This window comes from Pseudomonas sp. 2024-210, from assembly GCF_045062345.1.
Lineage (GTDB): Bacteria > Pseudomonadota > Gammaproteobacteria > Pseudomonadales > Pseudomonadaceae > Aquipseudomonas.
This window is the reverse complement of the sequence record NZ_JBJGEJ010000021.1, coordinates 20,213-46,116: the sequence shown is the minus strand read 5'-3', so window position 1 is coordinate 46,116 and position 25,904 is coordinate 20,213. Positions and strand designations below refer to the sequence as shown.

The window sequence follows — 25,904 nt, the reverse complement described above, 5'->3', positions numbered from 1 at the left end:
GACCTCTCCCGCCTTTTTACGTAATTACAGATTTTGCGTAACAAACGACAACATTTGATCGGCGGTGGAAATCACTTTGGAGTTCATCTCGTAAGCACGCTGGGTGGTGATCATGTTGACCATCTCTTCCACGGTGCTGACGTTCGACGTCTCAAGGGTGCTTTGCATGGTCAAGCCAAAACCGTTGAGGCCCGGCGTACCGACTTGCGGCGCGCCGCTGGACGCGGTTTCAAGGAACAGGTTGCCGCCCTGAGCCTGCAAACCGGCTGGGTTGATAAAATCGGCGGTCTGCAGGTTGCCGATCACCTGTGCCGCGGGGTTGCCGGCAATGGTGACGGAAACCGTGCCGTCCTGACCGACCGTGAAGGTCTGAGCATCCGCGGGCACCACAATCGCCGGTTCAAGGGCAAAACCGTTGGCCGTCACGATCTGGCCATTGGCGTCCAGATGGAAAGTGCCGTCACGGGTGTAAGAGGTTGTTCCGTCAGGCTGCATGATCTGGAAAAAACCCCGTCCATTGATCGCCATGTCCAGCGGCTGGTCGGTGGTTTGCAGGCTACCTGTCGAGAAGTTCTTCTGGGTGCCGACAATGCGCACCCCGGTGCCCACTTGCAGACCTGACGGCAGTTCGCTGTCCTGGGTCGACTGAGCACCCGGCTGGCGCTTGATCTGGTAAAGCAAGTCCTGGAACTCGGCGCGATCACGTTTAAAACCCGTGGTCGAGACGTTGGCCAGGTTGTTGGAAATCGTCGTCAGGTTAGTGTCTTGTGCAGCCAAACCGGTTTTTGCAACCCACAGTGCTGGAAGCATCGTGCTCTCCTCGCGCGCCAGTTTATCGGCGCAGCGTTTAGGTAATTAGCTCATTGCCAGGACGCGGGTCATGGCTTGATCGTCTTCTTTGGCGGTGTTCATCATTTTGATGTGCAGTTCAAACTGCTTGGACAAGGCCAGCACCGAGGTCATCTCATCGACGGCATTGACGTTGCTGGCCTCCAGAAAGCCCGACACCACTTTCACATTGGCATCGGCCACCGCCGGTTGACCGTTGTTGGTATGGATCAGGCCGTCGAGGCCTTTGCTCATGGTCTTGAGGTCGGGCTGAACCAGCTTGATACGGTCGACCTGAGCCATGACCTGCGGGCCTTCGCCCTGGGCCCTGATCGAAATGGTGCCGTCTTCGCCGACTTCGATTTGCTGCTGGGGCGGCACGGCAATCGGCCCGCCATTGCCCATGACCGGCATGCCGTTGCCCGCACGCAGAATGCCCATTGCATCGACATTCATGCTGGCTGTGCGCACGTAGGCTTCGCTGCCATCGGGTGCCTGTACCGCCAGCCAACCGTCGCCAGACACCGCCACATCCAGATCACGGCCGGTTTCGACCATTGCACCGGGGCTGAAATCGGTGGCCGGGCGCTCGCTCAAGGCGAAGGCACGCGCCGGAAAGCTGTCGCCAAACACTGGCATGGAGCGCGCTTGCTCCAAATCGCGTTGAAAACCGTTGGTCGAAATGTTCGCCAGATTGTTGGCATGCGCCTTTTGCGCCAGCGCGTTCTGACTGGCGCCGGTCATTGCCACATAAAGGTACTTGTCCACAGTCTTTCCTCTGTCTGACGGACGCTTGCCGCCCACCGCTGTACTACAGAGCGTCAAGCAATTTGCGCACCAACTTTTTTTTGACGGTGGGAAAGGCTTATGTGGCGGGGTTCTGGCGGAATGCGCGAGGCACAGGAGGCAGGTCAAAAGACAGAAAAACGGCGAGGTTATGCCGGTTGCGGCAAGGGGTGTCCTGAGTGAGGCCGTCAGACCCTCACCCCAGCCCTCTCCCAGAGGGAGAGGGGGCTTTGACCACACTACAAATCAGTCCCCTCTCCCTCTGGGAGAGGGCTAGGGTGAGGGTCTTGGGCAATCACTCCCGACCGGGCTTGATAATCTCGTGCTCGCGCAATTTATTGGCGATGGTCGTATGCGATACGCCCAGCCGCTTGCCTAACAAGCGACTGCTCGGATACTCAAGGTACAACTGCTCCAGCACCGCCTTTTCAAAACGCCCGACAATCTGATCCAGCCCGCCGTGCAGCGAAAACTCACCCAGCGGCTGCTGCACACCGTAATCCGGCAGGCGTATATGCTCAGCCTTGACCACCCCGCCGTCGCACAATGACACCGCCTGAAACAGCACGTTTTCCAGCTGCCGGACGTTGCCCGGCCAATGGTAATGACTCAAGCGCTCCATCGCGGCAGGTGCCAGGCGCGGCAGTGGGCAACCAATCTGGCGACTGGCCTGATCCAGAAAGTGTTCAACCAAAGGCTCCAGCCCGTCCAGGCAATCACGCAACGGCGGAATGTGCAGCGACAACACATTAAGACGATGGTAGAGGTCCTGACGAAATTCACCGCGCGCGCACAGTTCCGACAAATCAACCTGAGTGGCGCACATCACCCGCACATCCAGGTAAACCTCTTCGTCGCTGCCGACCCGACGAAAGCAACCATCCTGCAGGAATCGCAACAGTTTGACCTGCAACCGCGGGCTCATTTCACCCACACCATCCAGAAACAACGTACCGCCCGCGGTCAATTCCAGCAGCCCTAACTTGCCTTCGGCCCGAGCACCTTCAAAGGCGCCCGGCCCGTAGCCGAACAGCTCGGTTTCGGCCATCGACTCCGGCAAGCCTGCGCAGTTGAGCGCCATCAGCGGCGATTGCCCGCGCGGACTGGCCAAATGACAAGCCCGCGCCAACAGCTCTTTGCCGGTGCCGGTTTCGCCTTCGATCAACAGCGGCGCATCCAGCGGTGCCATCCGCCGGGCTTCGCGCACCACCGCCGCCATGACTTTTGAGCTTTGGAAGATGCTGTCGAACCCGCGCAATTCCTGCTTGCGCACGTTATAGATCTGCTCACCGACGCGGTCGGCGCGGTGCAACGTCAACACAGCGCCCGCCATCGCCTCGCTGTCGTCATGCTCCAGCTGCAAGGGGGCAATATCGGCCAGGAAAACCTGCCCCTTGATTTTGACGCGCAAGCCATTAATCCGCGATTTATTGGCGCGCACCAGCTCAGGCAAATCAAAGTCTTCGGCATAGCGTGACAGCGCAATGCCCGGCACTTCATCCACGCGCACCCCGAGCAACTGCGCAGCTGCCCGGTTGGCCGCGACGATGGAGCCGCCCATATCGATGGACAACACCGGAAATTCCAGCGCCCCCAGCAGCGCATTAAGCTCCATATGCCGGCGTTCGCTGGGCATCAAGCCCACGCGTTTGACCCCGAACACTCCGGCAATGGTTTCAAACTTGGGACGCAATGCCTGAAACTGCAGATTGATCAGGTTAGGGCAGAACAGATAAATCGCATTGCCTTGATCACCGCCCACCTCCCCGCGCTTGACGTTGATGCCATAGGCAACCAGCAAGTTAAGAATGTCGCGAAGAATGCCAATCCGGTTTTGGCAGTGGACTTTGATACGCATGGGGCATGACTCGGGTGAATAGATAAAGGATCAGACCGTTATTACCGTTTGAATCTGTCGCACGGTGATTTTAAGCGGCACGAAATTGTGACAGTTAGAGCGCGTAAATTCGCAAGCGCATCAACTTAAACACGGAACCGTAACGAAATCTTTACGCTGCACGCGCATCATCCCAGCATTCAAGGCTTTAGGCCAGCTGCACGTCACCAAGACCTGAGGTATCAATAAGGCATCGCACATCACCGAATAATAAAAACGATTGCCTTGCGGAGAGCCCCATGAAGCAAACGAAATACGTCGCCCGTGAGCCTGATGCCAATGGCTTTATCGACTACACACCCGAGGAACACGGGGTGTGGAAAACCCTGATCACTCGCCAGTTGAAGCTGCTGACCGGTCGCGCATGCCCTGAATACCTGCAAGGCATCGAAAAACTCGACCTGCCCCACGATCGCATTCCGCAACTCAGTGAAATCAACGAGGTGCTGGCCGCTACCACTGGTTGGCAAGTGGCCCGAGTCCCCGCACTGATCCCATTCCAAACCTTCTTTGAATTGCTCGCCAACAAGCAATTTCCGGTGGCTACCTTTATTCGCACACCCGAAGAATTGGATTACCTGCAAGAGCCCGATATTTTTCACGAAATTTTCGGCCACTGCCCCCTGCTGACCAACCCGTGGTTTGCCGAGTTCACCCATACCTATGGCAAGTTGGGCCTGCAAGCAAGCAAGGAACAGCGGGTTTACCTCGCCCGCCTGTACTGGATGACCATTGAGTTTGGTCTGGTCGACACACCCGAAGGTAAACGCATCTACGGTGGCGGGATTCTTTCTTCGCCCAAAGAAACCATTTACAGCTTGTCCGAAGAACCCGAACATCTAGCCTTCGATCCGCTCGAAGCCATGCGCACGCCTTATCGCATCGATATTTTGCAGCCCCTGTATTTTGTCCTTCCCGATTTGAAGCGGCTGTTTGATCTGGCTCACGAAGACATCATGGGCATGGTCGAAAAAGGGATGACCTTGGGGCTGCATGCCCCCAAGTTCCCCCCTAAACCCAAAGCCGCTTAAGACGCTTTTCAACTCACCAATAAAAAACGATTTCAGGAATACACCATGAACGCACTGAACCAAGCCCACTGCGAAGCCTGCCGCGCCGATGCTCCACAAGTCAGCGATGAAGAGCTGCCCGTGCTGCTCAAGCAAATCCCGGACTGGAACATCGAAGTTCGCGACGGCGTCATGCAACTGGAAAAAGTCTTTGCATTCAAAAATTTCAAGTTCGCACTGGCTTTTACCAATGCCGTGGGTGAGATCGCAGAAGCCGAAGGCCATCACCCGGGCCTGTTGACCGAGTGGGGCAAAGTCACCGTGACCTGGTGGAGCCATTCGATCAAAGGCCTGCACCGCAACGACTTCATTATGGCGGCACGCACCGATGAAGTCGCCAAAACCGCTGAGGGCCGCAAGTAATGCACTTTGCAGCCATTGGCCGGGTGCCGGGCGACCCGATTCTGGGGTTGATCGACGCTTACAATCAGGACACAAATCCGGACAAGTTCGATCTGGGTGTGGGTGTCTATAAAGACGCCAAAGGCCAAACGCCTATCTTGCCGTCGGTCAAGCGAGCCGAGCAACGCCTGGTTGATCACCAACAAACCAAAACCTACATCGGCGGCCATGGCGACAGCCGTTTTGGTCAACTGATCAGTGAACTGGTGCTGGGCGGCGACTCGCCGTTGCTGGCCAGCAAACGCGCAGGCGCCACCCAAACACCCGGAGGCACCGGAGCACTGCGACTGGCCGCTGACTTTATCGGACACTGCCTGCCGGGTCGCGGTATCTGGCTGAGCGATCCGACCTGGCCGATTCACGAAACCATTTTTGCCGAGGCTGGCCTTAAGGTCAGTCACTACCCGTATGTGGGCAGCGACAACAAGCTCAATGTTGCGGGCATGCTGCAAGCGCTGGAAGCGGCCCCCGAAGGCGACGTGGTGCTACTGCACGCCTGCTGCCACAACCCGACCGGCTTTGACTTGTCTCAGGCTGACTGGTTACAGGTGCTGGACGTCGTACGGCGGCGCCAATTGCTGCCGTTGATCGACTTTGCCTATCAGGGTTTCGGTGACGGCCTGCAAGAGGACGCAGGGTCCACACGCCTGTTCGTTCGTGAACTGCCGGAAGTGTTGATCACCAGTTCCTGCTCAAAAAACTTTGGCCTGTACCGCGAGCGTGTGGGTGCCTTGATTGTGTGCGCGGGCGACGCCGAAAAACTGACAGACGTGCGCAGCCAATTGGCCTTTCTGGCCCGCAACCTGTGGTCCAACCCGCCCGACCACGGTGCCGCTGTCGTCGCCACCATTTTGGGCGATGCCGAATTGAAATATCAGTGGGCGCAGGAAGTCGAGGCCATGCGCACCCGTATTGCCCAACTGCGCAGCGGTTTGGTCGAATCCCTCGCATCCTTCGGGCTGGCCGAGCACTTTGCCCATATCAATGAGCAGCGCGGCATGTTTTCTTACACTGGCCTCACCGCCGAGCAAGTCAAATTACTGCGTGAGAAACACAGCGTGTACATGGTCGGTTCGGGCCGGGCCAATATGGCCGGCGTGGACGGCACGCGCCTGAATCAACTGGCCAAGGCAATTGCGCAGGTGTGCACCCGCTAAAGGCATAACCCGTCATCGCTGCCTGCAACAGCGATGACATTCAGGCGGACAACATAAAAATGAAAAGTTCGACATAATTCCAGCCAGACGCAAGAAAAAGACAAATTGTCACACTCCCTCCTGTATCCTTAGCCAGCTACTTAATGCACAACCAGCGAGGAGCGCGACGATGCACGAAATCCCAAACCTCCCCTTCCCATCACTGCACGAACCCGAGCAGCCAATCCAGCAACACACCAGTGGCGAAAACCCTGCACTGGATGAGGCTCAAGACAGCCTCACAGGCGACAGCGAAGACTGAACGCTTGTCTATCAGGCGGTGCGAAAAGCCACCGGTTTTTCACACCGTCTGACACAATTGCGGCCCCTTCCCCTCAGGATTTAAGCGTGACCGATACTTTCAGCGACACCCAGGCCAGCGTTCTGATCGGCACAGCCGAGAAAATGATTGAGTTGTGGGAGCGTCTCACCCCGGAAAAACAGGCTACTCTGCTAAAACGTTTTGGCACCCAAGAGAACGCTCTGGCGGCCTTGATCGCAACCCGTCTGGTTGCCCCGCTTTAACCTCGCACCCGCAGGACCTTCGCCCCATGCCTGAAACACAACGTCCACTGGCGGTCACAATGCAAGTGGTGTCCATCGTTCTGTTTACCTTTATTGGCTATCTGAATATCGGCATCCCGCTGGCTGTATTGCCCGGCTATGTACACAACCATCTGGGTTACGGCACGGTCATCGCCGGTCTGGTGATCAGCGTCCAGTACCTGGCGACATTGCTGAGTCGTCCTTACGCCAGTCGCATCATTGACACTCAAGGCAGCAAACGCGCGGTGATGATTGGCTTGGCCGGCTGCGGCTTGAGCGGCGTGTTCATGCTCGCCTCCAGCTGGCTGACCGCCGTCCCTGCACTGAGTCTTGCCAGCCTGTTGATCGGTCGCCTGGTATTGGGCAGCGCGGAAAGCCTGGTGGGCTCGGGCTCCATCGGCTGGGGTATTGGCCGGGTGGGCGCTGCCAATACCGCCAAGGTTATTTCCTGGAACGGCATCGCCAGTTACGGAGCGATTGCCGTTGGCGCGCCACTGGGCGTGGTAATGGTCGCCCATCTGGGCATGTGGAGTTTGGGCGTCAGCATCATCGCCCTTGCAACACTGGGCTTGCTGCTGGCATGGCCCAAGCTGGCAGCACCGATTGTCAGCGGCGTGCGCTTGCCGTTTCTGCATGTGTTGGGCCGCGTCTTGCCCCACGGCACAGGGCTGGCGCTGGGTTCGATCGGCTTTGGCACCATTGCAACCTTTATCACGCTTTACTACGCGACCAACCACTGGGAAAACGCGGCACTGTGCCTGAGCCTGTTTGGCGCCAGCTTTATCAGTGCGCGTTTGTTGTTTGGTAACTTGATCAACCGGATCGGCGGTTTTCGGGTCGCCATTGTGTGCTTGAGTGTCGAAACCCTCGGCCTGCTGCTGCTATGGCTGGCACCCAACCCGGAACTGGCACTGGCTGGCGCTGCACTGAGCGGCTTTGGTTTCTCACTGGTCTTTCCGGCATTGGGCGTGGAAGCCGTCAATCTGGTACCCGCCTCAAGCCGGGGAGCGGCGGTTGGCGCGTATTCGCTGTTTATCGACCTGTCGCTCGGGATTACCGGGCCATTGGTAGGCGCGGTGGCAGCGGGCTTTGGCTTTGCCTCGATCTTTCTGTTCGCAGCTCTGGCTGCGTTTAGCGGGCTGCTGTTGAGCGTGTATCTGTATCGACAGGCCAAACGCGCAAGGCTCAGCCCCCACCCTCTGGAAGAAAGCGCTGAATAGCGTCCGGCCAACTCGGTCAAGTCCCCTCTCCCTGTGGGAGAGGGCTAGGGTGAGGGTTTCGGACAATTAAAAATCTACCTTCCCACGCCCGGCCTTAATACTGCCGCGCTTGGTCTTGGATTCCAGTCGACGTTTTTTTGAGCCCAGTGTCGGCTTGGTCGCACGGCGCTTCTTTTCCACCTTGGTCGCGCTGACAATCAACTCGGTCAGCCGCTCCAGTGCATCGGCCCGATTCTGCTCCTGAGTGCGGTACTGCTGGGCTTTGATGATCAGCACCCCTTCACTGGTAATGCGGCTGTCACGCAGCGCCAGCAAGCGCTCCTTATAAAAAGGCGGCAACGACGAGTTAGGAATGTCGAAGCGCAAGTGCATGGCGCTTGAGACCTTGTTGACGTTCTGCCCACCCGCACCTTGCGCCCGAATCGCCGTCAATTCGATCTCGGTATCAGGAATGTGCACGTTGTTGGAAATCACCAGCATTGAAAATCGGTCCTCATCAGGGCCTGCAGGATACCCCACAAACAACAAACCCGACGCTATGGCCGGGCTTGTCGGGTCTTTCGCTGCGCTTACTTGGTCGCTGAACTATAGCCCGCTGCCGAAGCCTGCCCGGCGCGCTTGTTCTTGATCAGGTAGCACACCCACATAAACACCACCCAAACCGGAATCGCGTACACCGACACGCGAATACCCGGAATCATCAGCATGATAATCAGGATAAACACCACGAACGCCAGGCAAATGTAGTTGCCGTATGGATACCACAGCGCCTTGAACAGCGAGGTTTGGCCGGTTTTATCCATGTGCTGGCGGAACTTGAAGTGTGAAAAGCTGATCATCGCCCAATTGATAACCAGAGTCGCCACAACCAGCGACATCAACAGCTCCAGGGCATCGTGGGGCATCAGGTAGTTGAGCAACACGGCAATCACCGTCACCGCAGCCGACGCCAGAATCGAGTTGACCGGCACGCCACGCTTGTCGATTTTGGCCAACACTTTCGGCGCATCGCCCTGTTGAGCCATGCCCAGCAGCATGCGGCTGTTGCAGTAAGTGCCGCTGTTGTACACCGACAACGCGGCGGTCAACACCACAAAGTTGAGGATGTGTGCCGCCGTATTGCTGCCCAGCATCGAGAACACCTGAACAAACGGGCTGCTGCTGTAGCTGTCGCCACCGGCGTTAAGGGTTTCAAGCAGCGCATCCCACGGGGTCAAAGACAACAGCACCACCAGTGCGCCGATGTAGAAAATCAGGATCCGGTAGATCACCTGATTGATCGCCTTGGGGATCACGGTGCGCGGCTGGTCCGCCTCGGCAGCTGTGAAGCCGAGCATTTCCAGACCACCAAAGGAAAACATGATAAAGGCCATCGCCATCACCAAGCCGGTGATGCCGTGAGGGAAGAACCCGCCGTGTTCCCAGAGGTTACTGACTGAGGCCTGAGGGCCCCCGCTGCCGCTGACCAGCAAATAGCTGCCCAGTGCGATCATGCCAACAATGGCAACCACCTTGATGATCGCGAACCAGAACTCAGCCTCGCCGAACACTTTGACGTTGGTCAGATTGATCACGTTGATCAAGACGAAGAAGGCGGCGGCCGATGCCCAGGTCGGGATCTCGGGCCACCAGTAGTGCACGTATTTACCGACGGCCGTCAGCTCTGACATGCCCACCAGAATGTACAGCACCCAGCAGTTCCAGCCCGACATGAACCCGGCGAAACCACCCCAATACTTGTGCGCAAAATGGCTGAAAGAGCCAGCCACAGGCTCTTCGACGATCATTTCGCCAAGCTGGCGCATGATCATGAACGCGATAAAGCCGCAAATGGCATAGCCCAGAATCATCGACGGGCCAGCGGACTTAAGCACCCCGGCCGAGCCGAGGAACAAGCCAGTACCAATCGCGCCACCCAGGGCGATCAGTTGAATATGACGATTTTTCAGGCCGCGTTTAAGCTCGCCCGAATGCGAGGAATTTGCACTCATTGAAAAAGGTCCCACACAAGGTTTGATGGCGTTCAGTGCGATGTAGCTTGAGCACCAGAGGCAGTGATCGAAGGGTCTACAACACAAATCAAACCCCAGCGCAGACGCCAGGAATCCAAGGTTGTTTCACGAGTCATGCGTCACCTGTTTGTTTTTATCTGTGACGGAATCGAACCCGCAATGCGTGTGGCATCACGGAATTGGCAAGGCGGATATGCCTTCGAGTTCTGGCCGCTCAACGCAGCATGAGCAGCGCAGAAGGCGCGGGTACGCCAATGAGTCACAGTTAAAACGCGGCGCATTGTACACCCGCACGCAAGCAAGATCCCATCACACCGCTGCTGGCAAGACGAAACAAGCCAAGAAATCCGTAGGAAGCGTCCAAAAAGCTGAATAATCGGAAGTATTTCATTACAGAGCGCTGCTACAGCTCGTTTTTAGCCGATAAGTGCTTGAATTTGTATAGATTTATTGACGAGCCGTAAAGAAAACTTTCCACTTATTTAAGCGCTAACGTGTAGCCGCTGCCGCAGGCTGCGCCCGGTTGCGCAGCAAGCGCAAATCCTAAGTGCGAGGTCTTTCTGATTCACCGCGATAAATGATTTCACGATTGCTTCGCAACCGAACGCAGCCTTCGGCAGCGGCTACACCGCAGGCATAAAAAAACGCCAACCCCTGGAGGTTGGCGTTTTTTGGGTGACGCTAAAGCCTGTTATGGCTTGCGACGACCGAAGCCCGGACGCTGGCCGGAACCGGCCGGTGCGCCACGGCGCTTGCCCGACGGTGCATCGTCAACCAGCTTGGGGCCCGAACGGCTCGGCTTGGTTGGACGCTTGTTGATTTCGCTCGGACGCTCGGCCACAGGTGCACCGCGACCCGCAGGCACACGGTCGGTACGACCCGACGGTTTGCGCGCAGGACGTGCAGCTTCATCACGGGCCGGACGACCAGGGCGCTCGCCTTCGATGTGTGGCTGACGCGCAGGACGCGGAGCCAACGGAGCACCTTCAGCTGGACGCAGGGTGCGTGCTACGCGGTCAACGCGAGCCACCGGACGCGACGACTTGCGCTGCATACGCTCAAGCTTGTCTTTGCTCTTGGCATTCATCTCGGGCATGGCAACTGGCGTCAAGCCAACTTCAGCACTGAGAATGTCGACTTCGTACTGGCTCATTTCGCGCCAGCGACCCATCGGCAGGTCGGAGTTAAGGAACACCGGACCGAAACGCACGCGCTTCAGGCGGCTAACCACCAGCCCTTGGGATTCCCACAAACGACGCACTTCACGGTTACGGCCTTCCATCACCACGCAGTGGTACCAATGGTTGAAACCTTCGCCGCCTGGTGCTTGCTTGATGTCGGTGAAGCGCGCAGGGCCGTCTTCCAGCACCACGCCCGCCTTGAGGCGCTCGATCATCTCGTCATCCACTTCGCCACGCACACGCACCGCGTATTCACGGTCCATCTCGTAGGAAGGGTGCATCAGGCGGTTAGCCAGCTCACCGTCAGTGGTGAACATCAGCAAGCCAGTGGTGTTGATGTCGAGACGACCGATGTTGATCCAGCGGCCTTCTTTTGGACGCGGCAGCTTGTCAAATACGGTCGGACGGCCTTCAGGGTCGTCACGGGTGCAGATTTCGCCGTCAGGCTTGTTGTACATGATCACGCGGCGAACCGACTCGGCAGCCTCTTCACGCTTGATCACTTTGCCATCGATGGAAATGGCGTCATGCAGGTCTACACGCAGACCCAGGGTTGCATCCTTGCCATTGACCTTGATGCGGCCCTGGCTGATCCAACTCTCTACGTCGCGACGCGAACCCACGCCAATACGGGCGAGAACTTTTTGCAGTTTTTCGCCTGCCGGTCCAATTTCCTGGCTGTCTTTAGGGTCTAGATCTTTCATCTGGGCACCTCCCGGTGTGTCGATTCAGGCATCAGCCTGAGGTCTTAAAAAGGTCCTGGCGCTCGAGCGAGCGCCGAAGGGTCGCGAATCATACGCTGATGCAGCGCTTTACGCATCAATGCTTACTTCTTTTTCCGCCGACCGGTGGCTTGCAGCGCCAGCAAACGCATTGCCGATTCTGCGATTACGGCACGCTTCTCATCCTTGTCGAGTGACTTCCAGGTTTTGACTTCACGCTTGGTGCGCCCGCACCCGATGCAAATAGCGTCGGCGAACTTGCAGACGCCAATACAGGGGTCTTTGATTGAACTCATGGTTAACCTCCCAGACGCAAATAACGTAAACACCGTAGCAGCTGCCGCAGGCTGCGTCCGATTGCGAAGCGATCGTAACTTCGCTCACCCTGGAATGACCTGTCATAGGCCAGCGTCTGATTTTACGACGGCTTCGCCGCCGGACGCAGCCTTCGGCAGCTGCTACGAAGTACGGCGGTCACTCTTCCAGCTCGCGGCGCTCCTGCTCAATGGCGTCGGCCAACGCTTGTGCCTCAAGCTCTTCGTCACTCATAACGGCTCGCTGCTCCAGGGCAGCAACTGCAGCGCGCAATCGCTCGCGGGCCAGCTCGGCCGCAGACAGTTGCTGCGGTTGTGGCGGCGCGTCGGGTTCGGGTTGCGCCTCTGGCACAGGCATCGGCGCTTCACTGGCCGCTTGCGGCTCATCACTGACAACTGCATCACGCAACAAGTCATCAAAGTCGGTTTTAAGACCTTCTTCCATGGAGTCCAGTTCCGTCAGCAACGTACGGAAGCTGGTCTCGTCTTTGGGCTCTTGCGGCTCCGCACTTTCGTCGGCCAACGCCTGCAAATGCTCGGGCACCGGCGCGTCGTCGAAGTCCAGGATCGGGTCTGGCTCCAGTTCGCGAAGCTCTGCCAGGGGCGGCAAATCGTCGAGGTTTTTCAGGTTGAAGTGGTCAAGAAAGACCTTGGTGGTGGCAAACATCGCCGGTCGCCCCGGTACTTCGCGGTAGCCCACCACACGAATCCATTCACGTTCCAGCAGGGTTTTGACGATGTGACTGTTAACCGCCACGCCACGCACGTCTTCAATCTCGCCGCGCGTGATGGGCTGACGGTACGCAATCAGGGCCATGGTTTCGAGCATCGCGCGTGAGTAACGCTGCGGGCGCTCCTCCCACAGCCGACCCACCCACGGCGAGTACTTTTCGCGGATTTGCAGGCGATAGCCGGACGCAACTTCTCTAAGCTCAAACGCCCGCCCCTCACAGGATTTACGCAGTAATTCGAGGGCTTTCCTGAACACGGGCGGCTCAGGGCGCTCACCCTCTTCAAACAGCTCATACAGACGTTCAAGGCTTTGCGGCTTTCCCGAGGCCAATAAAAAGGCCTCAAGCAGGGGGGCCAGCTCGCGGGGTTCAGTCAAATTCATGGTTTCAGCTCTTTATTCGGCTTTCGCCCGCACATGGATCGCCGCATACGGCTCGTTCTGCACCAGTTCAATCAGTTGCTCTTTGACCAGTTCCAGAATGGCCATAAAGGTCACAACGACGCCCAGCTTGCCTTCTTCGGCCGTGAACAGCTCAACAAACGGCACGAAACCGCCGCCTTTGAGGCGCTCCAGCACATCACTCATCCGTTCACGGGTGGATAACGCCTCGCGGCTGACCTGGTGGCTCTCGAACATGTCACTGCGGCGCAGTACATCAGCCATCGACATCAGCAACTCTTCGAGCGCCACATCCGGTACCAGTTTGCGCGCACGCGCCTCGGGCGCATCCAGTTTGGGCACGAGAACATCGCGCCCTACCCGGCTTAACCCGTCCAGACCTTCTGCCGCGGCCTTGAATCGCTCGTACTGCTGCAAACGCCGGATCAATTCAGCCCGCGGGTCGCCTTCGTCTTCCTCGACTTCGGCTGAACGCGGCAACAGCATGCGTGACTTGATCTCCGCCAGCATGGCGGCCATCACCAAATACTCGGCCGCCAGCTCCAGACGCACGGTTTTCATCAGCTCGACATAACCCATGTACTGACGGGTAATTTCTGCCACGGGAATATCGAGGATGTTGATGTTCTGCTTGCGAATCAGGTACAGCAGCAGGTCAAGCGGGCCTTCGAAAGCATCGAGAAACACCTCCAGCGCATCCGGCGGGATGTACAGGTCCAACGGCATTTCGATCACAGCCTGGCCATACACCATCGCAAACGGCAGTTCTTGCTGGGCGCCCGCTTGGTCTTGCTCAACAGTTTCTACGTCAGACATCAGGCCTCAACCATAAACGGCGTTGGATCACCGCACCCGACCCGTACGACATAGGGATCATCCGCATCGACCAGATTGATCACGGTGGAGGCCTTATGACCACCAAAGCCGCCATCAATAATCAGGTCGACGTGTTTATCCAACTTTTCACGGATCAGATCCGGGTCTTCCAATGGCTCTGTTTCGCCCGGCAGGATCAGCGTGACACTCATCAGCGGCTCACCCAGCTCCTCCAGCAACGCCAAAGCAATCGGGTGATGCGGTACCCGCATGCCGATGGTGCGACGTTTGGGATGCAGCAACAAGCGTGGCACTTCGCGGGTGGCGTTGAGAATAAAGGTGTATGGCCCTGGCGTATGGGCTTTGAGCAAGCGGAAGACGCCAGTTTCGACCTTGGCAAACAACCCCAGTTGCGACAGGTCGCAGCACATCAGGGTGAAATTGTGCTTGTCGTCCAGATTACGCAGGCGTTTGATGCGGTCGATGGCGTGCTTGTCACCGATCTGGCAACCCACGGCGTAGGACGAGTCGGTGGGATAAACCACCACCCCACCCTTCTTGATTATTTCAACGGCTTGTTTGATCAACCGCGGTTGCGGATTTTCCGGATGAATCTGGAAAAATTGGCTCACAGTGTTTCCCTGTTCAGACGTTGGCCACGGGCGGTTCTAATTTGAATCGACGCCACAAGGGCGGCAAATCTTCCGGAATGGGGCGGTACTCGCCGATCTCGGACCATCCACCCGGGCCATGAAAGTCACTGCCGGCACTGACCAGCAGACCGAACTCACGCGCCAGAATCGCCAGACCACCGACTTGTTCAGCCGGTTGATGCCCGTTGACCACTTCAATCGCGTGACCCCCAGCTTGAATATAGTCGCCAATCAGGCGACGACGCTTGCTGCGGGTGAAATCGTAGTGCGAAGGGTGCGCCAGGCTGATCCAGGCGCCCGCCGCGCGCAGGGTGGCAACGGTGTCTTCAAGGGTCGGCCAGTGCAACTTGACGTCGCCCAGCTTGCCCGCGCCCAGCCACTTGCGAAAGGCTTCGGCACGGTCCTTGACGTAACCGGCCTCAACCAGAAAGTCCGCGAAGTGCGGGCGGGCCGGCGCATTGCCGCTGTCGCCCAAGGTTTGCTGGATGGCCCGCGCGCCTTCAAGAGCACCAGGCATGCCTTTGAGCGCCAGCTTGCGGCTGATTTCTTCAGCCCGCAGCCAACGGCCGTCATGAAGCTTGGCAATAGCCTCGACCAGCGCCGGCGCATTCACGTCAAAGCCATAACCGAGTACATGAATCGTCGCACCGCCCCAGGTGCAGGACAATTCAACGCCATTGATCAACGTCATGTTCAACGCCAGCGCGGCTTCGCGGGCCTCGTCCAGACCTTCAAGTGTGTCGTGATCGGTCAGGGCCAGGACTCGCACACCTTTCTCGAACGCACGCGCAACCAGTACGGCGGGCGCCAACGCGCCATCAGACGCTGTGCTATGGCAATGCAAGTCAATTTCCACGGGAATTTAATAACCTCTAGCTGACACTTTCGCTGTCATTGATGTTTGTTATTATGCCGCCACATCCTGCTTCTGGCTGCCACTGTGAAACAATTCATCGACTTCATCCCGCTGCTACTGTTTTTCATCGTTTACAAAATCGAACCACGCATCGTCGATATTGCAGGCCACAACCTGACAATCGGGGGCATTTACAGTGCCACGGCCATGCTGATCATCAGTTCTCTGGTGGTTTACGGCTTTTTGTTTTTCAAACAGCGCAAGCTGGAAAAGAGCCAATGGCTGACGCTGATTGCCTGCCTGGTGTTCGGCAGCCTGACGCTGGCTTTCCACAGCGAAACCTTCCTCAAATGGAAAGCCCCGGTGGTGAACTGGCTGTTTGCGCTGGCGTTTGCCGGTAGCCACTTTATCGGCGACAAACTGCTGATCAAACGCATCATGGGCCACGCATTGACCCTGCCCGAGGCCATCTGGACTCGCCTGAACCTTGCCTGGATCGGTTTTTTTCTGTTTTGTGGCGCGGCCAACCTGTTTGTGGCCTTCACTTATCAGAGCATCTGGGTCGACTTCAAGGTATTCGGCAGTCTGGGCATGACCGTACTGTTCCTGGTTGCTCAGGGTATCTACCTGTCGCGCCATCTGCATGACGCTGACGCTGCACCGACCAACACCAAATCCGAGGACTGACATGCTCTACGCAATCGTTGCCACTGACGTCGCCAACTCGCTCGAAGCCCGTATGGCTGCGCGCCCGGCCCACCTTGAGCGTTTGCAACAGCTTAAAGCTGAAGGCCGCATCGTGCTGGCGGGCCCGAATCCGGCCATCGACAGCAATGATCCCGGTGCAGCCGGTTTCAGCGGCAGTCTGATTGTGGCCGAGTTCGAGTCCCTGAGTGCCGCCAACGCTTGGGCAGAGGCCGACCCTTACGTCGCCGCTGGCGTTTATGCCTCTGTCAGCGTCAAACCTTTCAAGCAAGTCCTGCCGTAATCCGCGGCCTCCCTGACGGCGCCAGCGTGATCAACGCGGCGCCGGCTGAACTGAGTACGCCATGAGCGACCTGTTACTGATAGATGATGACCAGGAGCTGTGTGAGCTTCTGAGCAGCTGGTTGAGCCAGGAAGGCTTCCAGGTCCGTGCTTGCTACGATGGCCAGAGTGCTCGCAAGGCGTTAGCTGAAACCAGCCCGGACGCGGTGGTCCTGGATGTGATGCTGCCGGATGGCAGCGGGCTTGAGCTGCTCAAACAGCTGCGTAGCGATCACCCCGACCTGCCCGTGCTGATGTTGTCAGCCCGTGGCGAACCGCTGGACCGCATTCTGGGGCTGGAACTGGGGGCCGATGATTATCTGGCCAAGCCCTGTGACCCCCGCGAGTTGACCGCCCGTCTGCGCGCTGTACTGCGCCGCAGCCACCCGCCTGCCGTGTCCAGCCAACTGGAGTTGGGCGACCTGTGTTTCAGCCCGATGCGTGGCGTGGTCACGATCAACCATCACGACATTACCCTGACGGTTTCCGAAAGCCGCTTGCTTGAGGCATTGCTGCGTCAACCCGGCGAGCCACTCGATAAACAGGAACTGGCGCAAATTGCCTTGGGCCGCAAACTGACCCTGTATGACCGAAGCCTGGACATGCATGTCAGCAACTTGCGCAAAAAGATCGGCCCCCACGCCGATGGTAGCCCGCGCATTGTTGCGCTGCGGGGTCGCGGCTATTTCTACAGCGCTTGAACACGCTCAAGGCAGTTTTTGCGCAACGCATTGTAAATTCAGAAAAAATCCCCTTTACATAACCTTTACGCATGATTGACAGCGCTTGACCCTGAGCGCTCTACACTGAGCACATCCGGATTCACCGGAACCGTTCGAAAGGAGACACACCATGCGTAAGACTCTAATTGCTCTGATGTTTGCTGCAGCACTGCCAACCGTCGCAATGGCCGCGCCAGGTGGCGATGGCCCAATGGGTCCACGTCACGGCGGTGACCACCACGCTCGCGGTGACGCCCCTTACAGCCAGCTTGACCTGACCACCGAGCAGCGTCAGGAAATTCGCAAGCTGATGGGCGAGCAAATGCATGACCGTAAACAACTGGTCGAGAAGTACCTGGAAAAACTGCCAGCGGCAGACCAGAAAGCCCTGAAAGACGAAATGAAAGCCAAGCACGACAAGACTCAGAGCGAGATCCGTGCCGTGCTCAAGCCTGAACAGCAAAAACGCTTCGACGAGATGCAAAAGCAACGCGCTGAGCGTCAAGCCGAGTGGAAAGAGTTCAAAGACTGGAAAGCATCAAAAGCTCAAAAAGCGCAATAAACCCTGCGCTGACAAAGCCCAACGGCCTGCGGTCGTTGGGCTTTACTCGTTTACGCCCATGACCTGAGAGGAATTACCGTGCGATCACTGTTCTGGCGCATTTTGGCCAGCTTTTGGCTGGCAATAGCCTTGGTCGCAGGCCTTTCGATCCTGTTGGGGCACATGCTGAATCAGGACACCTGGATCCTCAGCCGCCACCCCGGCATCGCCAATCTGGCGCAACAATGGACTGAACGCTACGAAACCCAAGGCGCCGATGCGGCACAAGCATTTCTGGAACGGCGTAAGCGTCGTTACCACATTGACGTACAAGTACTGAACGAAAGTGGCGATCCGGTTGTGCGTGGCACCTTCCCGCGCCGTGCGGCCGTATGGGAAGCCCGCCAGCAAACAGGCGAGCAGCAGTTGCCCTGGCGCCGTCTGACCGTTGAATACACCAGCCCGAAAACGTCTGAAACCTATTTGCTGATTTACCGCATCCCTAACCCCGAGCTGGACGCCTGGCACCGGCAAAGCCTGATCTGGCCACTAAGTGCACTGGGTATTGCGTTGGTGGTGCTGACCCTGTTCAGTTTGTTGGTCACGCTGTCGATTACCCGTCCGCTGAGCCGCCTGCGAGTGGCCGTGCATGATCTGGGGCAAACCACCTATCAACAAAACAGCCTGGCGCAACTGGCGTCGCGGCGCGATGAGTTTGGCGTGCTGGCCACCGACTTCAACCGCATGGGCGCACGCCTGCAAAGCCTGATCGGCAGCCAGCGCCAGCTATTGCGTGACGTGTCTCATGAGTTGCGCTCGCCGTTGGCCCGCTTACGCATCGCACTGGCGCTGGCCGAGCGCGCCAGCCCCGAGGAGCGTGAAAAGCTGTGGCCGCGACTGACCCGCGAATGCGACCGACTGGAGTCATTGATCAGTGAAATTTTGACGCTGGCGCGGGTCGATGCTGACCACGCGAGTGCTGAAGCTGTTGACCTCAACGGGTTGCTCAATACGGTGCAAAAAGACGCCTCGCTGGCTGCGCCTGAGCAACGTGTCGAATTAAAAGCCGAACCCGGCTTAAGCCTGACAGGCTGGCCGACGATGATTGAACGCGCGGTCGATAACCTGCTGCGCAACGCGCAACGCTTCAACCCGCTTGGAGAGCCGATTGAGCTAACGGCACTGCGTGAAGGCGAGCGCATCGTGATCAGCGTTCGCGATCATGGGCCGGGAGTCGCTGATGAATATTTGACGCAACTGGGCGAACCGTTCTTCCGCGCACCCGGCCAGACGGCTGCGGGGCATGGGCTGGGGCTGGCGATTGCACGCCGCGCTGCCGAACGTCATGGCGGGCGACTGGTGCTGGGCAATCATCCACAGGGCGGCTTTGTGGCTACCTTGGAACTGCCGCTGGAGCCTAACGGTAGCGTTTGAGGTCAAAACCCTCACCCCAACCCTCTCCCAGAGGGAGAGGGAGCTTATTTGTGCCGTTACACCTATCTGCTTTTGCTTTAGTCCCCTCTCCCTCTGGGAGAGGGTTAGGGCGAGGGGATCAAGGATTACACCGACCACGCCTGCACAAACTCAGCGATTTCAACTTTCGGCGCCGTGCGCAGTTCATTCTGCGGTGTGCCCAGGTACAAGAACGCGACCACTTCCTCTCCTTCGGTCAAGCCCAGACCTTTAGCCACCAACGGCGCATACGACAACTCACCTGTGCGCCATACCGCACCAATGCCCTGTGCATAAGCGGCCAATTCAATGGCATGAGCGGCGCAGCCCGCGGTAATCAATTGCTCCGACTTTGGCACCTTGAAGTGATCCTGCAAGTGCGCGACCACCACTATCACCAACGGCGCACGCAATGGCATGGCGCGGGCCTTGTCCAGCGCAGCCTGGGTCACTTCCCCCGCTTGCGCCTGCACGGCTTGCGCAAGAATCTCACCCAACTGATGACGCGCATCACCTTCTATCGTCAAAAACCGGTAAGGCCGCAACTGACCATGATCCGGAGCACGCAAGGCAGCCGTAAACAGCACTTCACGCTGCTCGGCGGTGGGCGCGGGATCGAGCAGGCGCGGGGCAGAAACACGGTTGAGCAAAGCGTCGAGAGCCTCCATTGGCTACCTCCTGAAGAAAATGTGCAGCTATTCTAACGGTAACTCCTCGCAGGCAGGCGGTTTACATAGCCCACCCCACAGGTAGAATGGCGCCCCACTTCAATCCCGAGCTGACTTCATGGCGTTGCCGACCTTACGCATCATCGGTTTTATCATCGGCATCTTCCTGATTACGCTCGCCGTCAGCATGTCGGTGCCCATGCTGACGCTGGTCATTTTCGACCGCATGGGCGATCTGCCCTCCTTTCTATGGGCCAGCCTGATTACTTTTCTCGCCGGCCTCGCACTGGTACTCCCCGGTCGCCCCGAACAGGTTCACCTGCGCCCTCGGGACATGTACCTGCTAACGGTGACAAGCTGGGTCGTAGTGGGCATTTTTGCCGCGCTGCCGTTTTTGTTGACTCAGCACATCAGCTACACCGACTCATTCTTCGAAAGCATGTCCGGCATTACCGCCACCGGTTCCACCGTACTCAGCGGGCTGGACACCATGTCCCCCGGCATTTTGATGTGGCGTTCAATGTTGCACTGGCTGGGTGGGATCGGCTTTATCGGCATGGCCGTGGCCATTTTGCCGCTGCTGCGAATCGGCGGCATGCGTCTGTTCCAGACCGAATCGTCTGACCGCTCCGAAAAAGTCATGCCCCGTTCACACATGGTGGCCCGCCTGATTGTGGCCACGTATGTGGGCATCACCGTTCTGGGCAGTCTGGCGTTCTGGTGGGCCGGCATGAGCGTATTCGACGCGATCAACCATGCCATGTCAGCCATTTCCACCGGGGGCTTTTCGACCTCGGACCTGTCACTGGCCAAGTGGTCACACCCTGCCGTGCACTGGGTCGCCATCGTGGTGATGATATCGGGCAGCCTGCCCTTTACCCTGTATGTCGCAACCCTGCGCGGCCATCGCCGGGCATTGATCAAGGATCAACAGGTACAAGGGCTGCTTGGCCTGCTGGTGGCGACCTGGTTTGTGCTCGGCACCTGGCTGTGGTGGACCACCAACATGCCGTACTGGGACGCCTTCCGCCATGTGGCGCTGAACGTGACTTCGGTCGTCACCACGACCGGCTTTGCCTTGGGCGACTACAGCCTGTGGGGCAATTTCTCGCTGATGCTGTTCTTCTACCTGGGATTCATCGGCGGATGCTCAGGTTCAACCGCGGGCGGAATCAAGATTTTCCGCTTTCAAGTCGCTTATATCCTGCTCAAGGCTAACCTTAACCAGCTGATCCACCCGCGTGCGGTGATCAAACAGAAGTACAACGGCCACCGCCTCGATGAAGAAATCGTACGCTCGATTCTGACGTTCTCGTTCTTCTTCGCCATCACCATTTGTGTGATTGCGCTTGCGCTGTCGCTGTTGGGGCTGGATTGGATGACCGCCCTGACGGGCGCGGCCAGTACGGTGTCAGGTGTAGGGCCAGGGCTGGGCGAAATCATCGGGCCGTCCGGCAACTTTGCCAGCCTGCCGGATGCGGCCAAATGGATTTTGTCACTGGGCATGCTGCTCGGACGTCTGGAAATCATTACCGTGTTCGTGCTATGCATCCCGGCGTTTTGGCGACACTGATGTGAATGGAAAACACCGAGATCACCATGGACTCCATCCTGACCCTGCGCCACTACCGCCAAGAGGTGATTGCTCACCGCCATGAGCATGCGCAGGTGGTCATCAATTTATCGGGCACACTCGATTTTGAGGTTGAAGGCCGACCCAGCCTGTTACGCCAGCAGCATCTGATCGTGATCCCCGCGGGCGCTCACCACACCTGTGACAGTGACCAGGGCAGTCATTGCCTGGTGCTCGACGTTCCAGGCGAGGACTGGCTTAACCAGACGCTGGGCGCGCATGCCAACGCCAGTCGCCGCCTGCTCGACAGCGCCAGCCAACTGAGTCTGGACGCCAGACAGCATCAGTTGGTCAGTTGGCTGGCGACCAGCCCCGTCAGTGATCCACTGATTTCCCGTCAAGGCGCCATCCTGTTATTGGCCAGCCTTAATACCCGCGAGCCGACTCAAGGCAAGCATCTGCCGTTTGCCGAACTCAACGCTTATATCGACCAGAACGCCGCCTACCCACTTCAAGTCGCGGATCTGGCGCGTCTGGCAGGTCTGTCCTGCGCCCGCCTACACAGTCGTTTTATGAGTGAGTGCCAGATGACACCGATGGATTACATCCGTCGACGCCGCCTCAACCGTGCATTGCGGCTGTTGCGCCACAGCCCGTTGGCCATCGGCGAAGTCGCCCATCAGGTCGGCTACACCTCGCAAAGCGCCTTTGCAGCCGCCATGCTACGTGAGTTCGGCGCCTCGCCTTCCGCGCTGCGCCGCGAGTCTGGCGACAACTGACGCCAGCCTGGCGACAGACAGCCGCCCTCCCCGCGCTTTAGACTGCCTGCCTTGCCTGTGACGACTTAAGGATTGCAATGACTCCGCGTACCGCACTGGGCGCCCTGCATATAGGCGCGTTGATGTTTGGCCTCACCGGGGTATTCGGCAAACTGGCCGCCGCCTCAGCCTCGATTATTGTGTTTGGCCGCGCCGGGTTCGCGGTACTGGCGCTGGCGTGCTTTGGCGCACTGGCCAAACAGACGCGCTGGCAAAAGCCCTCACTGCGTGATGCACGTGGCTTGCTGATCAGCGGGCTGCTGCTGGCCGGGCACTGGGTGAGCTTTTTTGTATCGGTCAAAGTGGCCGGGGTAGCCATTGCCACCTTGGGATTTGCCAGTTTTCCAGCGTTCACCGTCATTCTTGAAGGACTGATTTTTCGCGAACGCATCCGCGTCAACGAAATCCTGCTGGTGCTGGCGGTCAGCGCCGGGCTGATTCTCGTCACCCCGACCTTTGACCTCGCCAGCCAGGCCACTGAAGGCCTGTTGTGGGCCGTGGCTTCAGGCTTATTGTTTTCGCTGCTGTCGCTGAACAACCGCGCCCACTCAGGGCGGTTGCCAGCGGTGCAGGCAGCCCTGTGGCAAAACGCCGTGGTGGCGCTCTGTTTACTGCCCTTCGCGGCTCCAGGCCTGACTGAGGTGCGTCCGCTGGACTGGGTATGGATCGCCTTGCTCGGCATTTTTTGCACGGGCGTGGCCCATAGCCTGTTCGTCGCCAGCCTGGCGGTGATCAAGGCCCGCACCGCCGCTGTCGTGTTTGCCATGGAGCCGGTGTACGGCATCACATTAGCCTGGTTGTTGTTCCACGAAACCCCGACCGTGCGCATGCTGCTGGGCGGCGCGCTGATCATTGCGGCCATTGTGGTGTCGAGCCGCATGGGCAGCAGCGCGCCAGTCAAACCGGTGCTGAACGCTGGCGCTCACTGAACCCGGTCGTTGTGCCCAAGATCACGCTGCGGGTCTATCTGGTCGCGCACCCGCTGCTTGAGCACCTTGGCTTCCGGGAAGCCGCCATCGGTCTTTCGCTCCCAGATTTGCACACCGTCACAGGTAATGCGAAAAGCCCCGCCAGTTGCGGGCTCCAACGCGACCCGGCGCAAATCTTCGCCGAAAGTGCTGAGCAGTTCCTGCGCCAGCCAAGCCGCACGCAGCAGCCATTGGCACTGGGTGCAATAGGTAATCACGATTTCGGGTTTGCTGACGGGCATCATTTCACAGGTTCCTGAAAGAAAGGCGCCGCTATAATAGCCGCCTTTGTCGCTTGCCCAGAGATTCATGATGCGCCGCCTGTTGAGTTGTCTGCTTCTGTGTTTATGCCCTTTGGCACTGTTTGCCGTCGAAAAGCCACAGCCGAAAATCGGCTTGGTACTCTCCGGAGGCGCAGCCCGTGGCCTCGCCCACGTCGGCGTGCTCAAGGCCCTTGAAGAGCAAGGCATTCGTGTCGACGCCATTGCGGGCACCAGCATGGGCGCGGTGATCGGCGGTCTGTATGCCTCGGGTTACAAGATCGACGAACTGGAAAAGCTCGCACTGGACATCGACTGGCAAGAAGCGCTGTCAGACGATCCGCCTCGCGAAGACATACCTTTCCGACGCAAGCAGGATGACCGCGACTTTCTGGTCAGGCAAAAACTGAGTTTCCGCGACGATGGCAGCCTCGGCTTGCCATTAGGGGTCATTCAAGGGCAAAACCTGTCACTGTTGCTTGAAAGCTTGTTGGCCCACAGCAGTGACATACGCGACTTCGACAAACTGCCCATTCCCTTTCGTGCCGTGGCAACCGACATCGTCAACGGCGACAAAGTGGTGTTTCGCAAAGGTCACTTGCCCCAAGTCATACGGGCCAGCATGTCGATCCCGGCCGTGTTTGCGCCGGTGGAAATCAACGGCCAATTGCTGGTTGACGGCGGCATGGTCGACAACATCCCGGTGGACGTGGCCCGCGAAATGGGCGTGGACAGAGTGATTGTGGTCGATATCGGTACCCCGCTGCGCCCGCGCAAGCAACTCACCACGGTATTCGACATCCTCAACCAGTCCACCACCCTGATGACCCGCAGCAACTCGGAGGTGCAACTGGCCTCGCTGACGCCTGACGACATTTTGATCCAGCCTGCGCTGAGCAGCATTGGCGCCACTGACTTTGGCCGTTCGCAAGACATCATCAGCGCCGGTTATCGCGCGACACAGGCGTTGGCACCGCGCCTGGCTGAGTTGCGCCACCCGGCTGACGTGCAACTCGACATAGCCCGCACAGCGGAAGAACGCACCCCGGTGATTACCCAGGTCAAGATTGAGAATGACTCGAAAATTGACGACGCGGTCATTCGCTATTACATTCGCCAACCTGTGGGCGAACCGCTTGATCTGGGGCGTTTGCAACGTGACATGGGCACTCTGTACGGGCTCGACTACTTTGATCAGGTGCAGTACCGCGTCGTGCACAAGGGTAAGGAGCGCACCCTGGTGATCAGCGCCCGGGCCAAACGCAGCGGCACCGACTTCCTGCGCCTTGGGCTCAACCTGTCGGACGACATGCGCGGCGACAGTGCCTTTAACCTGGGCGCCAGTTACCGGGTCAACGGTATCAACCGGCTGGGCGCAGAGTGGCTGACGCGGGTGCAGATCGGCGACAAGCAAGAACTGTACAGCGAGTTCTATCAACCCCTGGATGTGGGCTCGCGCTACTTTGTGGCGCCGTACATCAATGCACAATCACAGAACGTCGAATCCATCCTCGACAACGACCCCATCGCGGAATACCGGCTGGAGCGTTACGGGTTCGGGTTGAATCTGGGACGCCAGATCGGCAATAGCGGTGAGATCCGAGTGGGCATTGGTGAGGCATGGGGCAAGGCAGACGTACGAATTGGCGATCATGACTTGCCGAGCACCAGCTTCAACGAAGGGTTTTATGACATCAAATACTCATTCGATTCGCTCGATAACGTCTATTTCCCTCACTCGGGCTATGACATCGGCCTGAGTGTGCGGCAATTCGACCCGGCGCTGGGTTCTGATGATCGTTATCGACAATGGGAGTTTCATCTGGACAAAGCCTTGAGCTACGGCCCTGACACCTGGATTCTGGGCGGGCGTTATGGGCGCACGCTGGACAAGGCCGAGGTCGTGACCTCCAGCTTCCTGCTGGGTGGCGCACGGCAGCTTTCGGGGTTCAGACAGGACGCCATCTCCGGACAAAACATCAGCTTGATGAGGGCCGTGTACTACCGTCGCTTGTCACCGCGCTCATACCTGCCGTTTGATTTCCCGTTGTATGCCGGGGCCTCACTGGAACGCGGACGTGCTTGGAACAACGATAACGACTTCGACAGCGGCTATATCAATGCGGCGAGCATTTTTATCGGTTTCGACACACCGCTGGGCCCGCTCAATTTTAGCTACGGGTTTAACGATGACGATCAAAAAGCGCTGTATCTGAATTTGGGTCAGACGTTTTAATACGGCCTG

General features: G+C 58.2%; 28 protein-coding genes. 15 read left to right on the top strand and 13 right to left on the bottom strand.

The window, feature by feature from the left end; genetic code table 11:
- Positions 1-24: 24 nt before the first annotated feature.
- The 3 genes from flgG to ACI7MX_RS21025 all read right to left on the bottom strand — a co-directional run bounded on the left by flgG (position 25) and on the right by ACI7MX_RS21025 (position 3,472).
- Entirely contained in the window at positions 25-810 is a 786-nt protein-coding gene (flgG, locus tag ACI7MX_RS21035; protein WP_314488800.1) for a flagellar basal-body rod protein FlgG, read from the bottom strand.
- A 45-nt stretch (positions 811-855) separates the two neighbouring features.
- Positions 856-1,596, bottom strand: coding sequence for a flagellar basal body rod protein FlgF (locus tag ACI7MX_RS21030; RefSeq protein WP_314488803.1), 741 nt, complete (start codon positions 1,594-1,596; stop codon positions 856-858).
- Positions 1,597-1,909: 313 nt separating this feature from the next.
- Complete coding sequence (locus ACI7MX_RS21025) at positions 1,910-3,472, bottom strand: sigma-54-dependent transcriptional regulator (protein WP_405591534.1); 1,563 nt, start codon at positions 3,470-3,472, stop codon at positions 1,910-1,912.
- A 278-nt stretch (positions 3,473-3,750) separates the two neighbouring features.
- On the opposite strand from ACI7MX_RS21025, the gene phhA reads away from it, so the two are divergent.
- The 6 genes from phhA (at position 3,751) to ACI7MX_RS20995 (ending at position 7,945) form a co-directional block, all read left to right on the top strand.
- Positions 3,751-4,542: a phenylalanine 4-monooxygenase gene (phhA, locus tag ACI7MX_RS21020; protein WP_405591537.1), complete on the top strand. Its 792-nt coding sequence runs from the start codon at positions 3,751-3,753 to the stop codon at positions 4,540-4,542.
- Between the two features lie 45 nt (positions 4,543-4,587).
- Complete coding sequence (locus tag ACI7MX_RS21015) at positions 4,588-4,944, top strand: 4a-hydroxytetrahydrobiopterin dehydratase (RefSeq protein WP_122783831.1); 357 nt, start codon at positions 4,588-4,590, stop codon at positions 4,942-4,944.
- Positions 4,944-6,140 (top strand): amino acid aminotransferase, encoded by a 1,197-nt coding sequence (locus ACI7MX_RS21010; protein ID WP_314488813.1) that lies wholly within the window; start codon positions 4,944-4,946, stop codon positions 6,138-6,140. Before ACI7MX_RS21015 ends, ACI7MX_RS21010 begins: the two co-directional genes overlap by 1 nt.
- Before the next feature lie 169 nt (positions 6,141-6,309).
- A complete protein-coding gene (locus tag ACI7MX_RS21005) occupies positions 6,310-6,441 on the top strand; it encodes a hypothetical protein (protein ID WP_405591541.1) in 132 nt (43 codons plus the stop codon).
- 86 nt (positions 6,442-6,527) lie between these two features.
- Positions 6,528-6,704 carry a hypothetical protein gene (locus ACI7MX_RS21000; RefSeq protein ID WP_314488818.1) on the top strand — a complete coding sequence of 59 codons (177 nt, stop codon included), beginning with the start codon at positions 6,528-6,530 and terminating at the stop codon, positions 6,702-6,704.
- Positions 6,705-6,730: 26 nt separating this feature from the next.
- On the top strand, positions 6,731-7,945 hold the full coding sequence (locus ACI7MX_RS20995) for an MFS transporter (RefSeq protein ID WP_405591544.1): 1,215 nt from the start codon (positions 6,731-6,733) through the stop codon (positions 7,943-7,945).
- Between the two features lie 66 nt (positions 7,946-8,011).
- Here the strand turns inward: ACI7MX_RS20995 and arfB are convergent, their stop codons facing one another.
- The 8 genes from arfB to ACI7MX_RS20955 all read right to left on the bottom strand — a co-directional run bounded on the left by arfB (position 8,012) and on the right by ACI7MX_RS20955 (position 15,631).
- Positions 8,012-8,425 carry an alternative ribosome rescue aminoacyl-tRNA hydrolase ArfB gene (arfB, locus tag ACI7MX_RS20990; protein WP_314488824.1) on the bottom strand — a complete coding sequence of 138 codons (414 nt, stop codon included), beginning with the start codon at positions 8,423-8,425 and terminating at the stop codon, positions 8,012-8,014.
- A gap of 89 nt (positions 8,426-8,514) precedes the next feature.
- Positions 8,515-9,936, bottom strand: coding sequence for an amino acid permease (locus tag ACI7MX_RS20985; RefSeq protein WP_314488831.1), 1,422 nt, complete (start codon positions 9,934-9,936; stop codon positions 8,515-8,517).
- 712 nt (positions 9,937-10,648) lie between these two features.
- A complete protein-coding gene (gene rluB, locus ACI7MX_RS20980; protein WP_153386795.1) occupies positions 10,649-11,842 on the bottom strand; it encodes a 23S rRNA pseudouridine(2605) synthase RluB in 1,194 nt (397 codons plus the stop codon).
- Positions 11,843-11,964: 122 nt separating this feature from the next.
- Positions 11,965-12,156: a DUF1289 domain-containing protein gene (locus ACI7MX_RS20975; protein ID WP_405591549.1), complete on the bottom strand. Its 192-nt coding sequence runs from the start codon at positions 12,154-12,156 to the stop codon at positions 11,965-11,967.
- Between the two features lie 178 nt (positions 12,157-12,334).
- Complete coding sequence (gene scpB / locus ACI7MX_RS20970; protein WP_405591552.1) at positions 12,335-13,288, bottom strand: SMC-Scp complex subunit ScpB; 954 nt, start codon at positions 13,286-13,288, stop codon at positions 12,335-12,337.
- Positions 13,289-13,300: 12 nt separating this feature from the next.
- Positions 13,301-13,999, bottom strand: a complete 699-nt coding sequence (locus ACI7MX_RS20965) for a segregation and condensation protein A (RefSeq protein ID WP_405591614.1) — start codon at positions 13,997-13,999, stop codon at positions 13,301-13,303.
- Between the two features lie 122 nt (positions 14,000-14,121).
- On the bottom strand, positions 14,122-14,754 hold the full coding sequence (locus tag ACI7MX_RS20960; protein WP_314489739.1) for an L-threonylcarbamoyladenylate synthase: 633 nt from the start codon (positions 14,752-14,754) through the stop codon (positions 14,122-14,124).
- Positions 14,755-14,767: 13 nt separating this feature from the next.
- The gene (locus ACI7MX_RS20955; RefSeq protein ID WP_146386420.1) at positions 14,768-15,631 is read right to left on the bottom strand and encodes a PHP domain-containing protein; all 864 of its coding nucleotides are present in this window, start codon (positions 15,629-15,631) and stop codon (positions 14,768-14,770) included.
- Between the two features lie 84 nt (positions 15,632-15,715).
- On the opposite strand from ACI7MX_RS20955, the gene ACI7MX_RS20950 reads away from it, so the two are divergent.
- The 5 genes from ACI7MX_RS20950 to ACI7MX_RS20930 all read left to right on the top strand — a co-directional run bounded on the left by ACI7MX_RS20950 (position 15,716) and on the right by ACI7MX_RS20930 (position 19,354).
- Entirely contained in the window at positions 15,716-16,318 is a 603-nt protein-coding gene (locus ACI7MX_RS20950) for a septation protein A (protein ID WP_314489742.1), read from the top strand.
- 1 nt (position 16,319) lies between these two features.
- Positions 16,320-16,619: a YciI family protein gene (locus ACI7MX_RS20945; RefSeq protein ID WP_153382064.1), complete on the top strand. Its 300-nt coding sequence runs from the start codon at positions 16,320-16,322 to the stop codon at positions 16,617-16,619.
- Between the two features lie 61 nt (positions 16,620-16,680).
- Entirely contained in the window at positions 16,681-17,358 is a 678-nt protein-coding gene (locus ACI7MX_RS20940) for a response regulator transcription factor (RefSeq protein WP_314489746.1), read from the top strand.
- A 151-nt stretch (positions 17,359-17,509) separates the two neighbouring features.
- Positions 17,510-17,941, top strand: a complete 432-nt coding sequence (locus ACI7MX_RS20935) for a Spy/CpxP family protein refolding chaperone (RefSeq protein WP_314489748.1) — start codon at positions 17,510-17,512, stop codon at positions 17,939-17,941.
- 78 nt (positions 17,942-18,019) lie between these two features.
- The gene (locus ACI7MX_RS20930; protein WP_405591559.1) at positions 18,020-19,354 is read left to right on the top strand and encodes an ATP-binding protein; all 1,335 of its coding nucleotides are present in this window, start codon (positions 18,020-18,022) and stop codon (positions 19,352-19,354) included.
- 125 nt (positions 19,355-19,479) lie between these two features.
- Here the strand turns inward: ACI7MX_RS20930 and ACI7MX_RS20925 are convergent, their stop codons facing one another.
- Entirely contained in the window at positions 19,480-20,040 is a 561-nt protein-coding gene (locus tag ACI7MX_RS20925) for an NAD(P)H nitroreductase (protein WP_314489752.1), read from the bottom strand.
- Positions 20,041-20,158: 118 nt separating this feature from the next.
- Here ACI7MX_RS20925 and ACI7MX_RS20920 point away from each other — a divergent pair, with 118 nt between their 5' ends.
- The 3 genes from ACI7MX_RS20920 to ACI7MX_RS20910 all read left to right on the top strand — a co-directional run bounded on the left by ACI7MX_RS20920 (position 20,159) and on the right by ACI7MX_RS20910 (position 23,360).
- A complete protein-coding gene (locus ACI7MX_RS20920; RefSeq protein WP_405591562.1) occupies positions 20,159-21,613 on the top strand; it encodes a TrkH family potassium uptake protein in 1,455 nt (484 codons plus the stop codon).
- Between the two features lie 26 nt (positions 21,614-21,639).
- Positions 21,640-22,392, top strand: coding sequence for an AraC family transcriptional regulator (locus tag ACI7MX_RS20915; protein WP_405591617.1), 753 nt, complete (start codon positions 21,640-21,642; stop codon positions 22,390-22,392).
- A gap of 77 nt (positions 22,393-22,469) precedes the next feature.
- On the top strand, positions 22,470-23,360 hold the full coding sequence (locus ACI7MX_RS20910; protein ID WP_405591565.1) for a DMT family transporter: 891 nt from the start codon (positions 22,470-22,472) through the stop codon (positions 23,358-23,360).
- On the opposite strand, the gene ACI7MX_RS20905 is transcribed toward ACI7MX_RS20910, so the two are convergent.
- A complete protein-coding gene (locus ACI7MX_RS20905; protein WP_314489791.1) occupies positions 23,354-23,641 on the bottom strand; it encodes a SelT/SelW/SelH family protein in 288 nt (95 codons plus the stop codon). The two genes, ACI7MX_RS20910 and ACI7MX_RS20905, sit on opposite strands and share 7 nt — an antisense overlap.
- Before the next feature lie 70 nt (positions 23,642-23,711).
- Here ACI7MX_RS20905 and ACI7MX_RS20900 point away from each other — a divergent pair, with 70 nt between their 5' ends.
- Complete coding sequence (locus ACI7MX_RS20900; protein ID WP_405591568.1) at positions 23,712-25,895, top strand: patatin-like phospholipase family protein; 2,184 nt, start codon at positions 23,712-23,714, stop codon at positions 25,893-25,895.
- The last annotated feature ends 9 nt before the right edge of the window (positions 25,896-25,904 follow it).